Origin of the sequence: Williamsia herbipolensis (assembly GCF_036153515.1) — a bacterium.
Taxonomy (GTDB): Bacteria; Actinomycetota; Actinomycetes; order Mycobacteriales; family Mycobacteriaceae; genus Williamsia_A; species Williamsia_A herbipolensis.
Window position 1 is genome coordinate 1,053,243 of the sequence record NZ_CP108021.1, and the last position, 13,711, is coordinate 1,066,953.

Here is a 13,711-nt window from a genome sequence, read left to right on the forward strand (position 1 = left end):
CCTCGTGTCTCACCGGGTGGCGGGCAGCCCGAACGTGCGGGTGGCGTCGACGTAGATCGACAGCTGCGCATCGCGCAGCGGCGGCAGCAGTGCTTCGGGCCAGCCCTCGATCTGAGACGAGACGCCGATGACCGGCAGACCCGCGATGACGAAGTCGGTGACCGCTCGGCGGACGTGATTGGCGCTGCTGACCACGATGGCGTTGACCACTCCCCGTGGCTTGACCAGCGCGGCGGTGAACAGCGCGTTCTGCACCGTCGAGCCCGCCCGTGATTCGGTGAGGATGCGTGAGGCCGGGATCCCGCGCGCCACCAACCAGTTGCGCATCGCGGCGGCCTCGGTGACGCCGTTGTGCGGCGCGCCGCCGGTGACCACGATCGGCGAGAGGGGCGCGATGATCGCCTGGCGCCACACTGCACCCATGCGCTGTTCCAGTTCGGGCCGCATCGCACCGTTGTCGAGCAATCCGTATCCGAGGGCCACGATCGCCGTCTGCGGACCGACCACGCTGGGCAAGGGGTTGGGCAGGGTCGCGATACCGGCACCGATGGCACCGAACACGCGGTTGACCCCCGCCGCCGTGGCCGGCGACACCGCGTTCAGGCGTCCCTGAGCTCCTGCCTTGAGGGGGAGGTCGTACACGTAGTCGGCCCAGATCGCCTGCAGCGCAAGCGCTTGGGCGTCGTTGGGTGCGATCCGTAGCAGTGCCGCGATGTCGCCGAGGCCGCCCGGGACGTCGCGATGGGCGAACTTGTACTGGGCGGAGTTGTACAGCGAGGTGGTCGGCGCAGCCGAGGCCACTGCCGGCACGAACAGCGCCTGACCGGCTCCGAGGCCCGCCGCGCACACCACCGCGACGCCGAGCGTCGCGGCGAGGTTCTGCAGACGCGTCCATACACGCATGCCATGTTCCTTTCGTTCCCCCAGCCGCCTGAGTGCGACCCACGACGGACCGCGGGTGCACAGCAATGGGATACCGGTGAGGCTACTGGGACTGAAGTGGCCAATGAGCACGAAAGTGCCACGGAATAATCACGGGTCGGAATCGACGCGGCGTGGCGTTCCGTATGCGCTCAACGACGACCCACGCTCATCGGCTATCGAGGACTGCATCTGTCCGCAATGACTGGGACACTTCTCGACATGGTCATCGAGTCCTCCGCGAGGCTTCTCCGCCTGCTCTCGTTGCTGCAGATGCGTCAGGACTGGTCGGGTGCCGACCTCGCCGATCGGCTCGACGTGACGACGCGAACCGTCCGTCGTGACGTCGACCGGCTCCGCGAACTAGGCTACCCGGTCGACGCCACGGTGGGCGTGGGTGGCGGATACCGCCTGGGCGCGGGAGCACAGATGCCGCCGCTGCTGCTCGACGACGCCGAGGTGCTCGCCGTGGCCGTCGGATTGCAGTCGGGGGCAACCGCTTCGGTCACCGGTCTCGACGATGCCGCCGCGCGGGCGGTGGCGAAATTGCGACAGGTCATGCCGTCGCGGCTGCGTCATCGGCTCGATGCGCTCCAGGTGGACACCGTCGCATCGAATCCCCCGCGATCATCGGTCGACGCGACCGTGCTGTCGGACCTCGCTGCCGTGTGCCACCGCGCCGAGCGACTGCGCTTCGATTACGCCGACCGTTCGGGTACGCGCTCACGGCGCGAGGTGGAGCCGTATCGATTGGTGCGCAATGGTTCTCGCTGGTATCTGTTCGCCTGGGACCTCGGTCGCGCCGACTGGCGGTCGTTTCGCGCCGATCGGGTCAGCCCGGTGATACCCACCGGTCCGCGGTTCACACCACGGCCTCTCCCCGAGGGCGGGGCGGCGGCGCACGTGGCGGCGAGTCTCGGGGCGATCGCACGGGCCGCGGTGGCGCGGGTACGCGTGCACGCCCCGGCGAGCGAGATCGCCCCGATGGTCTACGACGAGTGGGGGACGATCGAGGCCTCCGACGAGACCTCGTGTGAGATAAGACTGTTCGGCTGGTCGATCGAGTCGATAGCCTGGTGGCTCCACCGCTTCGAGGCGGGGTTCACCGTGATCGAGCCGCCCGCGCTACGGGACGAGTGCCGCGCATTGGCGCAGCGGCACCGCGACATCAGTCGACGCTACCTCGATGCGGTTGAGCTGGAGTGAGTCTCAGCGTCGGTCGGACGAATCGTGCTGGGCCTTGGTCGAATCGGAGTCGGAGAACACCGGCATGTGCGCCGGTGCGTCACCGGTCGTCGCCGGGGCCTCGGAGACCGAGGTGTGCGAGAAGAGTTCGGTGTAGTCCATTGGTGTCCTCACGGGCGTGCCCTCGTCGAGTCGACGTACGAGCGTGATCCGACGGGGCGTACAGGCGGCGATCGAAGGATTTCCATCGCCGGCGCAATCGGTTCGATCCTGACTCCGAACGAACCGTGTTCTGTCACTCACGCTACACCCGCACCGGCCGACGGGGATCGATTGCGTGTGATGCGCCGATACGGCGCGTCGAGGCGATGGGCTCCGGCGCATCGTGGACCGGCGGCGACGCATCGACTCGGGGTGCGCGCAGAGGGATTCGAACCCCCGACCGCTGGTGTGTAAGACCAGAGCTCTAACCACTGAGCTATGCGCGCTCATGCCGCCGCCACCGGGCTACGACGCAGACGAATCTAGCGTGCGTCGCGGGCGAGCCGAAATCGGCGGACCGGGCCGGTCAGGGCCGCAGCGCCTCGACAACGCGGGTCCACAGGGCGTCGTCGCGCGCCTCGCCGGGACCGACCATGTCGGAGAACGCGATCACACCGTCGAGACCGACGACGAAGGTGCCGCGGTTGGCGTACCCGGCGTGGGCGTTGAACACCCCGTAGTCGCGCGCGGTCGCGCCGTGCGGCCAGAAATCGGACAGGATCGGGAAGAGGAATCCCTGCGCCGACGACCAGACCTTGTGGGTGGGCGGCGGACCGACCGACACCGCGACCACGGTGCTGCGGTCGTTGTCGAACTCGGGCAACCGGTCGCGCAGGGCGCCGAGTTCACCCTCGCAGGTGCCGGTGAACGCCAGCGGGAAGAAGACCACGACGACCTTCTTGACGCCCGCGTGGGCACGCAACGACACCTTCTGGTTGTTCTGGTCGCGGAGCTCGAAATCCGGTGCGAGAGCGCCGGGTTGCAGTGGACCCACAGGGAGCTCCGCGTCGTCGACGATGCGGGACACGGGATCGAGGAACGGTGTCGCGGGCGGGCTGGTCATGGACGCTTCGGGGTGCGCGCCTTGGGCTGCACCAGCCGCGAACCCGACCAGTCGCCGAGGTTCATCGCGGAGGTCTGCGTGAGTCCGGCGGTGGGTGCGGCCTCGGCGATCTCGGCCGGGTCGACGTAGCCGTCGGTGCCGGTCTTCGGCGAGAACACCCACACGTAGCCGTCGTCGGCGAGGGGGCCGATCGCGTCCATCAGGGCGTCGACGAGGTCGCCGTCGTCCTCCCGCCACCAGAGCACGACGACGTCGATGACGTCGTCGGAATCCTCGTCGAGCATCTCCGCCCCGACGACATCCTCGATGTCGGCGCGTAGTTCGTCGTCGGTGTCGTCATCCCACCCGAGCTCCTGCACCACCATCCCGGCGGTGAACCCGAGCTTCTCGGCGCGACTTCCGTGCGCGGCGGCAACCAACGCGAATGACCTCCTGTGGCGTGTCATGACCGTGTGTTCCACCCGGTCGGTTCGACCCGACAACGGTGTACCGGTTCGACTTCTTCTAGAGAACAGTCTGCATGGCGAAGTTGCAAGCCGAGTCACAGTTCGCGTGGCGCGTCCCGCCGGGTCGTCGCACCGCCGGTCTCGGTGCGGCGATCAGCCGCCGGGCGTCGCGGCCGACGGCTGCGCACCGACGGGCCCGCCGCCGGAGACGGGACCACACGCCGACAACGCCGTGTCGCGGGCACGCTCCCACGCCGTGGAGGAGGCGTTGAGCGCGTCACGCTGCTTTCCCGCCACCACACGGGCCAGGTCGGTGCTGCGCGCGGCGAACCCGCCGGCGGTGGAGCGGACCTGGTCGGAGGTCGATCCGGTGATCGCACCGGTCACCGCGGATCCCGCCCGGTTGAGCGCATCGACGGCGCCACCGTCGGTCCGTGCGAGGTCGTCGAACGATTGTGTGGAGTTCAGCCGCGCCACGAACGCGTTGTACGCGCGCGAGGCGGAGGCGGCCGCCGACGTCACCGCGGCACAGGTCGCGTAGTCGGCCGCGGTCTGCGCGTCGGCACTCGCCCGCGCCGAGGCCGAGGACCGGGTGGCCAGATAGTCCGACACCTGCACCGGATCGACCCGACCGGACCCGTCGACCGTGGTCGCGCACGCCGAGAGCACGACGACCAGCGCGCCCGTCGCGGCACCGACAGCGCATGCGCGGACCCACCCGCACCCCCCGAGTCGATTCACACAGGAGATAGTGCCCCAGCGCTCACCGCGCTCACAACACCGCCGCCGAGCGCGTCTCACCTGGGCGATCGGCGTCCGCACCGGCGAGGTACGCCACACCTTCGCCAATCCTGCGTCACATACGGCACGATTGGTGACGTACCTCCCACTCGGGCGCACCCATGCCCGCACCGAGGCCACACCGGCTCCGAAACACACACCATCCGCGCCGGACCACCGCACGCCCCGGCCGTCACTCCCCTGCGCCGGACGACTTGAGGAGACACTCACCAGTGACCGAGAAAAGCACCCAGGACGCACCGAAGACGACCGGCAGCGATCGGGTGCGTGTCATCCGCGAGGGCGTCGCCTCGTACCTTCCCGACATCGACCCGCAGGAGACCGACGAGTGGCTCGCCTCGTTCGACGGCCTGCTCGACCACGCGGGCCCGGGTCGCGCGCGCTACCTGATGCTGCGGCTGCTCGAGCGCGCCAGCGAACGCCGTGTGTCGATCCCTGCGCTGACCTCCACCGATTACGTGAACACCATCCCCACCGAGAGCGAACCGTGGTTCCCCGGTGACGAGGAGGTCGAGCGTCGGTTCCGCGCGTTCATCCGCTGGAACGCCGCGATCATGGTGCACCGCGCACAGCGACCCGGCGTCGGTGTCGGCGGGCACATCTCCACCTACGCGTCGTCGGCCGCGCTGTACGAGGTCGGCTTCAACCACTTCTTCCGCGGCCAGGACCACTCCGGCGGCGGCGACCAGATCTTCATCCAGGGCCACGCCTCCCCCGGCATCTACGCCCGCGCCTACCTCGAGGGGCGCATCGACGAGCACCGCATGGACGGCTTCCGTCAGGAGCACAGCCACGCCGGCGAGGGCGGCGGCCTGCCCTCGTACCCGCACCCGCGACTGATGCCCGACTTCTGGCAGTTCCCGACCGTCTCGATGGGTCTGGGCCCCATGAACGCCATCTACCAGGCGCGGTTCAACCACTACCTGCACGATCGGGGCATCAAGGACACCTCCGAGCAACACGTGTGGGCGTTCCTCGGCGACGGTGAGATGGACGAGCCGGAGTCGCGCGGCCTCGCGCACGTCGCGGCCACCGAGGGCCTCGACAACCTCACGTTCGTCGTCAACTGCAACCTGCAGCGGCTCGACGGCCCGGTGCGCGGCAACGGCAAGATCATCCAGGAGCTCGAGTCGTTCTTCCGCGGCGCCGGATGGAACGTCATCAAGGTCGTGTGGGGCCGCGAGTGGGACGCCCTGCTCCACGCCGATCGCGACGGCGCCCTGGTCAATCTCATGAACACCACCCCCGACGGTGACTTCCAGGGGTTCAAGGCCAACGACGGCGCGTTCGTCCGTGAGCACTTCTTCGGGCGCGACCCGCGCACCAAGGAGTTGGTCAAGGACATCAGCGACGCCGACATCTGGAAGCTCAAGCGCGGAGGACACGACTACCGCAAGGTGCACGCCGCCTACGCCTCGGCGATGGCCCACAAGGGTCAGCCGACGGTGATCCTGGCGCACACCATCAAGGGCTACACCCTCGGCAAGCACTTCGAGGGCCGCAACGCGACGCACCAGATGAAGAAGCTGACGCTCGACGATCTGAAGGACTTCCGCGACAGCTGCCGCATCCCGATCACCGATTCTCAGCTCGAGAAGGACCCGTACCTGCCGCCGTACTACCACCCCGGTGCCGATGCCCCCGAGATCCAGTACATGCTCGACCGCCGCAAGACGCTCGGCGGGTTCCTGCCGGTCCGGCGCACGAAGAGCAAGACGCTGCAGCCCGCGACCGACGGCGTCATCAAGGCCATGGCGAAGGGCTCGGGCAAACAGCAGGTCGCCTCGACCATGGCGCTGGTCCGCATCTTCAAGGAGCTGATGCGCGACAAGGAGGTGGGCAAGCGCGTCGTGCCGATCATCCCCGACGAGGCCCGCACCTTCGGCATGGACTCGTGGTTCCCGTCGCTCAAGATCTACAACCGCAACGGTCAGCTCTACACCTCGGTCGACGCCGACCTCATGCTCGCCTACAAGGAGAGCGAGGTCGGGCAGATCCTGCACGAGGGCATCAACGAGGCCGGTTCGACGGCGTCGTTCACCGCGGTCGGGACCTCATACGCCACCCACGACGAGCCGATGATCCCGCTGTACATCTTCTATTCGATGTTCGGCTTCCAGCGGACCGGCGACGGTCTGTGGGCCGCGGCGGACCAGATGGCGCGTGGTTTCGTGATCGGCGCGACCGCGGGCCGGACCACGCTCACCGGCGAGGGGCTGCAGCACGCCGACGGACACTCGTTGGTGCTGGCGTCGACGAATCCCGCTGTGGTGGCCTACGACCCGGCCTACGCCTACGAGATGGCGCACATCGTCGTCGACGGACTCGGGCGGATGTTCGGCGACGACCCGGAGAACATCTACTACTACATCACCGTCTACAACGAGCCGATCTCCCAGCCGCCGCAGCCCGAGGACCTCGACGTCACCGGCGTGCTCAAGGGCATCTACAAGTGCCACGCCGCGCACGAGAAGAAGCAGTACCCGGCCAACATCCTGGTCTCCGGCGTCACGATGACCGACGCGGTCCGTGCGCAGGAACTGCTCGCCCAGGACTGGGACGTCGCCGCCGACATCTGGTCGGTGACCTCGTGGGGTGAACTGACCCGCGACGGTGTCGCCTACGAGAAGGCGTCACTCCGCGATCCCGACGGCGAGCACGAGCAGCCGTTCGTCACCTCGGCACTGTCGTCGGCGCAGGGACCGTTCGTCGCGGTCAGCGATTTCATGCGGGGGCTCCCCGAACTGATCCGCGCGTGGGTGCCCGGCACCTACCTGACCCTGGGCACCGACGGGTTCGGTTTCTCCGACACCCGGCCGGCGGCGCGACGCTTCTTCAACGTCGATGCCGAGTCGATCGCGGTGGGCGTGCTGGCGGGGCTGGCCCGTGACGGCCATCTCGACACCTCGGTCGTGGCGGAGGCGGCGCAGCGCTACGACATCACCGACGTCCTGGCGGCACCCGAGCAGACCAGTGATCCCGGCGTGTCGTGAGTCGGTGCGACGTGACCTCGGGGCGCACTAGTGTGAACCGGTGACCGAGACCCCCCACGCCCCCGAACAGAGTCCGGGTGACCTGTTCAGCGAGCGGGGGGCTCGGGTACCGGCTCCGGCCGACGTCCACGACGCGTTGCCCGACACGCTGCTCAAGCGGGTCAAGCAGTACAGCGGTCGTCTGGCCACGGAGGCCGTCCACTCGATGCAGGACCAGCTGCCGTACTTCGCCGAGTTCGAGGCGGGGCAACGCGCGAGCGTGCAGCTGGTGGTGCAGACCGCGGTGGTCAACTTCGTGGAATGGCTGCAGGATCCCGACGGCAACCTCAAGTTCACCGTGCAGGCCTTCCAGGTGGTCCCGCAGGACCTCACCCGACGCATCAGCCTCCTGCAGTCGGTCGAGATGGTGCGCGTCGCGATGGAGTTCTTCGAGAAGTGGCTGCCCCTGCTCGCCCGCAACGACGCACAGCTGCGGGCACTCACCGAATCGGTGCTGCGCTACGGCCGCGAGATCGGGTTCGCGGCGGCCGCGATCTACGCCTCGGCGGCCGAGTCCCGCGGCGCCTGGGACTCGCGGGTGGAGGCACTGGTCGTCGACGCCGTCGTCCGCGGCGACACCGGCCCGACCCTGCTGTCCCGCGCGGCCGCCCTCAACTGGGATTCCGACGCGACGGCCACCGTGGTGGTCGGCTACCCACCCCCGGAACAGAACGTGTCGGTGCCGCTCGCGATCCACAACAGTGCGCGTCGGCACGACCGGTCGGCCCTGTCGGTGGTGCAGGGCACGTTGCTGGTGGCCATCGTCAGCGGTGAGATGGACTCGTCGGATCCGTTCGTGACGACCCTGCTGACGCATTTCGCCGATGCGCCGGTCGTGATCGGTCACACCACCCCGTCGCTGGGTGCGGCCCACAGCAGTGCCGTGGAGGCGTTGGCCGGCATGGAGGCGGTCGCGGGATGGCCCGGTGCCCCGCGGCCGGTCCACAGCTGGGAGCTCCTGCCCGAGCGTGCGTTGCTCGGCGACCGGGCCGCGGTGCGGACTCTCAACGACTTCTTGGTGACGCCGTTGGCCAAGGGCGGCGACACACTCACCAACACCCTCGATGCGTATCTCGATTCGGGCGGATCGGTCGAATCGTGCGCGCGGGAACTGTTCGTTCATCCGAATACTGTCAGATATCGACTAAAACGGATCGCCGAGGTGACCGGTCGGGACCCGACCAACCCGCGCGATGCGTACGTGCTGCGGGTCGCATCGACGGTCGGGCGTCTGGCGCAAGTGCACCAGGGAACGCTCTCATGAGCCCCATGAGTAACGTGCGTCACAGTTTTGTGTGTATTTTCCCATCGCGTGCGAGATGAGTCTGTTGCGGATCACGAATCTCGAACCGGTGACGAAGTGGATACGTCCGCACAGTCGTTTGTAGGAACCGCACAAAAGCCGGCGATAAGGTTCGGTGCCCTCCACACCAGCATCGGGCGCCCGAAGGGTGTTCTCTGATCAGGTGCTCTCATTGCTTGCGCCCGGACAGGGCTCCCAGACTCCCGGAATGCTCGAGCCGTGGCTCGAGCTCCCCGGTGCGGCCGACCAGGTCGCCACGTGGTCCAAGCTGACCGGGCTGCCCCTCGAGCGGCTCGGGACGACCGCGACCGCCGAGGAGATCACCGACACCGCCGTGACCCAGCCGCTCGTCGTCGTCTCGGCGCTGTTGGCGTTCGACGAGCTCGGCAAGCGTCACCGGATCCCGGCCGACGTCGTCGTCGCCGGGCACTCCGTCGGCGAACTGGCCGCCGCCGCGATCACCGGCGTGATCACCCGCGACGAGGCCGTCTCGCTCGCGGCGATCCGCGGCGCGGAGATGGCCAAGGCGTGCGCCGAGGTGCCCACCACCATGGCCGCGGTGCTCGGGGGCGACGAGGAGCAGGTGCTCGCCCGTCTCGCCGAACTCGATCTGGTGCCCGCCAACCGCAACGCGGTCGGGCAGATCGTGGCCGCCGGCACCGTCGAGGCGATCGACACGCTGATCGCCGACCCGCCGGAGAAGGCGCGAACCCGTAAGCTGTCCGTGGCCGGAGCGTTCCACACGCACTTCATGGCGTCGGCCCAGGATGCGGTCGCGGCAGCGGCCGCGGCCATCACCCCGCAGGATCCCACCGCTGTGCTCCTGTCCAACTTCGACGGCAAGCCCGTCACCTCCGGTGTCGAGGCGCTCGCGCGACTCGTCTCGCAGGTGACCAACCCGGTTCGATGGGATCTCTGTTCGGCGACGATGCGTGAACTCGGCGTCGACTCGCTCATCGAACTGCCGCCCGCCGGAGCGCTCACCGGGATCGCCAAACGCGAGCTGAAGGGGACGCCCACGCGCGCCCTGAAGACGCCCGACGACCTCGAGGGCATCACAGAACTTGGATAGTTGCCCCCGCACACGCGGGGGTACCCGGAAAGGCGCCGCAGGCGCCCGTCCAGACGGTGGCCAGGCCACCGTTCCGGAACATGTCAGGACGAACACGACAAGAAGGGAGCCACCCCGTGGCGACTCAGGAAGAACTCATTGCCGGCATCGCGGAGATCATCGAAGAGGTCACCGGTATTGAGCCCTCCGAGGTCACGCTCGACAAGTCCTTCGTCGACGACCTCGACATCGACTCGCTGTCGATGGTCGAGATCGCGGTGCAGACCGAGGACAAGTACGGAGTGAAGATCCCCGATGAGGATCTGGCCGGTCTGCGCACCGTCGGTGACGCGGTGGGCTACATCCAGAAGCTCGAGGCCGAGAACCCCGAGGCCGCTGCCGCCATCGCAGCGCAGGTGGAAGCCAACAAGAAGGCTGAGTGACGTAATTGACCTCCACTCTTCGTGAATTCTCCACGGCAGCCGGGAACTTCCCCAGCGTCGTCGTGACCTCCATGGTCGCGACGACGTCGGTCGGTGAGGATCTCGACTCCACGTGGAAGGGTCTTCTGGCCGGCGAGTCCGGTATCAAGACCCTCACAGACGACTTCCTGACCAAGTACGAACTCCCGGTTCGTATCGGCGGGAAGTTGGTCAAGGACCCGACCGAAGAGGTGTCCCGCGTCGAAGCCCGTCGCATGAGCTATGTCGAGCGCATGGCCCACGTGATGAGCAAGCGCCTGTGGGAGCAGGCCGGCGAGCCCGATGTCGACAAAGACCGCCTCGCGGTCGTTCTCGGCACCGGCCTCGGCGGCGGCGATGCGCTCATCGCCGCACACGACGCGATGACGCTGACCGGCAACTACCGCAAGGTGTCGCCGTTGGCCGTCCCGATGACCATGCCGAACGGACCCGCCGCGGTCATCGGCCTGAACGTCGGGGCCCGCGCGGGCGTCATCACCCCGGTCTCGGCGTGTTCGTCGGGCTCGGAGGCGATCGCCCACGCATGGCGGCACATCGTGCTCGGTGACGCCGACATGGTCGTCACCGGCGGTGTCGAGGGATTCATCGACGCCGTGCCGATCGCCAGCTTCGCGATGATGCGGGCGATGAGCACGCGCAACGACGACCCCGCCGCGGCGTCGCGACCGTTCGACAAGGACCGCGACGGTTTCGTGTTCGGCGAGGCCGCCGCGCTGATGATCCTCGAACGCGAGGATCACGCCCGGGCCCGTGGTGCGCACATCCACGCGCGTCTGCTGGGTCAGGGCATCACGTCCGACGGGTACCACCTCGTCGCACCCCATCCCGAGGGACTGGGTGCGGCACGCGCGATGGCGCGTGCACTGGAGACCGCAGGTCTGCAGCGCACCGACATCACGCACGTCAACGCCCACGCGACGTCGACGTCGATCGGCGACACCGCCGAGGCGCTGGCGATCAACTCGGCAATCGGCGAGCACGCTGCGGTGTACGCACCGAAGTCCGCGCTCGGGCACTCCATCGGCGCGGTGGGTGCATTGGAATCGGTCCTGACGGTCAAGGCCATCGAGGACGGGGTCATCCCGCCCACGCTGAACCTCGACAACATGGACGCGGAGTGCAATCTCGACGTCGTCGCCGGTGAGCCGCGGTACGGGCACATCGACTACGCCATCAACAACTCGTTCGGATTCGGTGGGCACAACGTGGCGCTCGCCTTTGGGCGTTACTGACACCCGTCACCAACACACAGTTGCCTGTGGTGCGTGACTCGCCGGAACTGTTAGGAGAATCGATGACAACCATGGCTCCGATCACCTCGCACGAGGACTCGGCAGATCCTCGTGATCCGCTGCTGCGACTGACGAACTTCTTCGACGAGGGTTCGATGTCGCTGCTGCACTCCCGCGACAAGTCGGGCGTGCAGGCGGCCGTCGGTCGCGTCAACGGCGTGCGCACCATCTCGTACTGCACCGACGGCACCGTCATGGGCGGCGCCATGGGTGTGGTCGGGTGTGCGCACATCGTCAATGCCATCGACACCGCGATCGCCGAACAGGCCCCCATTGTGGGGATCTGGCACTCGGGAGGCGCACGCCTCGCCGAGGGCGTCGAGGCGTTGCACGCCGTCGGCAAGGTGTTCGAGGCCATGGTGCGTGCCTCCGGGTACGTCCCGCAGATCTCCGTGGTGGTCGGTTTCGCCGCGGGTGGCGCGGCGTACGGTCCCGCGCTCACCGACATCGTGATCATGGCGCCGGCCGGCCGGGTGTTCGTCACCGGACCCGACGTCGTCCGCAGTGTCACCGGTGAGCAGGTCGACATGGAGTCGCTCGGCGGACCGCTGACGCACGGCAAGAAGTCGGGCGTCAGCCACATCACCGCCGACTCCGAGCCCGACGCCCTGTGGCGTGCCCGTCGCCTCGTGGCGACGTTCAGCCAGCAGGGCCACTTCAGCAGGCAGCGCGCCGAGGCCGGCGACACCGACCTCAAAGCGCTTCTGCCGGAGTCGAACCGACGGGCGTACGACGTCCACCCGGTCGTCGCGGGCCTGCTCGACACCGACCTCGCCGCCGATGGCGAGACCGAGATCTCCAGCTTCGAGGAGATCCAGGCGAAGTTCGCGCCGAACATCGTCGTCGGTTTCGGCCGACTGTCGGGACGCAGCGTCGGCGTCGTCGCCAACAACCCGTTGCGCATGGGTGGGTGCCTCAACTCGCTCAGCGCCGAGAAGGCGGCCCGGTTCGTGCGTCTCTGCGACGCCTTCGGGATCCCGCTGATCGTCCTCACCGACGTCCCGGGGTACCTGCCCGGTGTCGGCCAGGAGTGGGACGGCGTCGTGCGTCGTGGCGCGAAGCTGCTGCACGCGTTCGCCGAGTGCACCGTTCCCCGCGTCACGCTCGTCACCCGCAAGATCTACGGCGGGGCCTACATCGCGATGAACTCCCGCGCGCTGGGGGCGACCGCGGTGTTCGCGTGGCCGGGATCCGAGGTCGCGGTGATGGGCGCCAAGGCGGCCGTCGGCATCCTGCACAAGAAGGCGCTGGCGGCTGCGGCCGACGACGAGCGTGAGGCCCTGCACGATCGCCTCGCGGTGGAGCACGAGGCCATCGCCGGCGGTGTGGGTCGCGCGCAGTCGATCGGTGTCGTCGACGAGATCATCGATCCGGCGAAGACCCGCAGCATGATCGCCGAGGCCCTGGCCTCGGCACCGGCACGGCGAGGACGTCACAAGAACATCCCGTTGTGATCCGATCCTGAACACGAGAAAGGCCCTGGACCTCGGAGGTCCAGGGCCTTTCTCGTCGTATGGATCGCGTCGAGGGGGTCCGGTCAGCCGACGCGCTGGTGCAGCCAGGTGACCTCGGCGCCGGCGCCCCCCATGCGGAACTCCTCGAGCGCGGAATCCCAGGCGGTGCCGAGCGCGGCGTCGAGGCGTCCGGCCAGTCCGATGCCGTCGGCCTGGGCGTCGAGCATGGCGCGCAGCTGCATCTCACCGATCATCACGTCACCGTTCGCGCTCATCGAGCCCCGCCACAGACCGAGTCCGGGGACATGGCAGAACCGTTCGCCGTCGACGCCGTCACTGGCGTTCTCGGTGACCTCGAAGCGCAGGGGCGACCACTCACGCAGGGCGTTGGCCAATCGTGCGCCGGTACCGACCGGACCGGTCCAGTCGACGGTCGCCCGTTGCAGGCCCGGCGCCGCCTCCTGCGCGGACCACTTCAGGTTCGCGCGGGCATCGAGGGTCGACGACAGGGCCCACTCCACATGCGGGCACAACGCGGTCGGCGACGAGTGGATGTAGACCACGCCCGTCGTCCGGTCCGCGAACTGTTCGAGAGTGCGCACTGTTCCAACCTCCGGGATGTCGACGAGGAGCGTCTTC

The 13,711-nt window shown here is 68.3% G+C and carries 13 protein-coding genes and 1 tRNA gene; 7 read left to right on the top strand and 7 right to left on the bottom strand.

Going from position 1 to position 13,711, the window contains the following annotated elements; all coding sequences use genetic code 11:
• Positions 1 to 9 precede the first annotated feature (9 nt).
• Entirely contained in the window at positions 10 to 903 is an 894-nt protein-coding gene (locus OG579_RS04770; protein ID WP_328858278.1) for a YdcF family protein, read from the bottom strand.
• Positions 904 to 1,143: 240 nt separating this feature from the next.
• Here OG579_RS04770 and OG579_RS04775 point away from each other — a divergent pair, with 240 nt between their 5' ends.
• The gene (locus OG579_RS04775; protein WP_045823143.1) at positions 1,144 to 2,127 is read left to right on the top strand and encodes a helix-turn-helix transcriptional regulator; all 984 of its coding nucleotides are present in this window, start codon (positions 1,144 to 1,146) and stop codon (positions 2,125 to 2,127) included.
• Between the two features lie 3 nt (positions 2,128 to 2,130).
• Here the strand turns inward: OG579_RS04775 and OG579_RS04780 are convergent, their stop codons facing one another.
• From OG579_RS04780 to OG579_RS04800, 5 genes are all read right to left on the bottom strand, one after another.
• Entirely contained in the window at positions 2,131 to 2,268 is a 138-nt protein-coding gene (locus tag OG579_RS04780) for a hypothetical protein (protein ID WP_328858279.1), read from the bottom strand.
• A gap of 253 nt (positions 2,269 to 2,521) precedes the next feature.
• Positions 2,522 to 2,594 (bottom strand) — tRNA-Val (locus OG579_RS04785).
• A gap of 80 nt (positions 2,595 to 2,674) precedes the next feature.
• A complete protein-coding gene (locus OG579_RS04790; protein ID WP_045823144.1) occupies positions 2,675 to 3,211 on the bottom strand; it encodes a redoxin domain-containing protein in 537 nt (178 codons plus the stop codon).
• Positions 3,208 to 3,630, bottom strand: coding sequence for a DUF3052 domain-containing protein (locus OG579_RS04795; RefSeq protein WP_045823321.1), 423 nt, complete (start codon positions 3,628 to 3,630; stop codon positions 3,208 to 3,210). The genes OG579_RS04790 and OG579_RS04795 overlap by 4 nt, the downstream gene beginning before the upstream one ends.
• 180 nt (positions 3,631 to 3,810) lie before the next feature.
• Entirely contained in the window at positions 3,811 to 4,398 is a 588-nt protein-coding gene (locus OG579_RS04800) for a hypothetical protein (RefSeq protein WP_150116506.1), read from the bottom strand.
• 272 nt (positions 4,399 to 4,670) lie between these two features.
• Here OG579_RS04800 and aceE point away from each other — a divergent pair, with 272 nt between their 5' ends.
• From aceE to OG579_RS04830, 6 genes are all read left to right on the top strand, one after another.
• Positions 4,671 to 7,451 (top strand): pyruvate dehydrogenase (acetyl-transferring), homodimeric type, encoded by a 2,781-nt coding sequence (aceE, locus tag OG579_RS04805; protein WP_328858280.1) that lies wholly within the window; start codon positions 4,671 to 4,673, stop codon positions 7,449 to 7,451.
• Positions 7,452 to 7,491: 40 nt separating this feature from the next.
• Positions 7,492 to 8,754 carry a PucR family transcriptional regulator gene (locus OG579_RS04810; RefSeq protein WP_045823147.1) on the top strand — a complete coding sequence of 421 codons (1,263 nt, stop codon included), beginning with the start codon at positions 7,492 to 7,494 and terminating at the stop codon, positions 8,752 to 8,754.
• Between the two features lie 202 nt (positions 8,755 to 8,956).
• A complete protein-coding gene (locus tag OG579_RS04815) occupies positions 8,957 to 9,865 on the top strand; it encodes an ACP S-malonyltransferase (RefSeq protein ID WP_082080263.1) in 909 nt (302 codons plus the stop codon).
• Between the two features lie 116 nt (positions 9,866 to 9,981).
• Positions 9,982 to 10,287 carry a meromycolate extension acyl carrier protein AcpM gene (gene acpM, locus OG579_RS04820; RefSeq protein WP_235456734.1) on the top strand — a complete coding sequence of 102 codons (306 nt, stop codon included), beginning with the start codon at positions 9,982 to 9,984 and terminating at the stop codon, positions 10,285 to 10,287.
• A 5-nt stretch (positions 10,288 to 10,292) separates the two neighbouring features.
• Entirely contained in the window at positions 10,293 to 11,558 is a 1,266-nt protein-coding gene (locus OG579_RS04825) for a KasA/KasB family beta-ketoacyl-ACP synthase (RefSeq protein WP_328858281.1), read from the top strand.
• Between the two features lie 62 nt (positions 11,559 to 11,620).
• A complete protein-coding gene (locus OG579_RS04830; RefSeq protein WP_045823322.1) occupies positions 11,621 to 13,072 on the top strand; it encodes an acyl-CoA carboxylase subunit beta in 1,452 nt (483 codons plus the stop codon).
• An 83-nt stretch (positions 13,073 to 13,155) separates the two neighbouring features.
• Here OG579_RS04830 and OG579_RS04835 read toward each other — a convergent pair whose 3' ends face one another.
• A complete protein-coding gene (locus OG579_RS04835; RefSeq protein WP_045823151.1) occupies positions 13,156 to 13,674 on the bottom strand; it encodes a DUF3145 domain-containing protein in 519 nt (172 codons plus the stop codon).
• Positions 13,675 to 13,711 lie beyond the last annotated feature (37 nt).

Bases quoted from the DNA above. Each gene is read 5' to 3' on its own strand.
- OG579_RS04780 (WP_328858279.1), bottom strand. From the start codon at position 2,268: ATGGACTACACCGAACTCTTCTCGCACACCTCGGTCTCCGAGGCCCCG.
- OG579_RS04775 (WP_045823143.1), top strand. From the start codon at position 1,144: ATGGTCATCGAGTCCTCCGCGAGGCTTCTCCGCCTGCTCTCGTTGCTG.
- OG579_RS04770 (WP_328858278.1), bottom strand. From the start codon at position 903: ATGCGTGTATGGACGCGTCTGCAGAACCTCGCCGCGACGCTCGGCGTC.
- OG579_RS04830 (WP_045823322.1), top strand. From the start codon at position 11,621: ATGACAACCATGGCTCCGATCACCTCGCACGAGGACTCGGCAGATCCT.
- OG579_RS04790 (WP_045823144.1), bottom strand. From the start codon at position 3,211: ATGACCAGCCCGCCCGCGACACCGTTCCTCGATCCCGTGTCCCGCATC.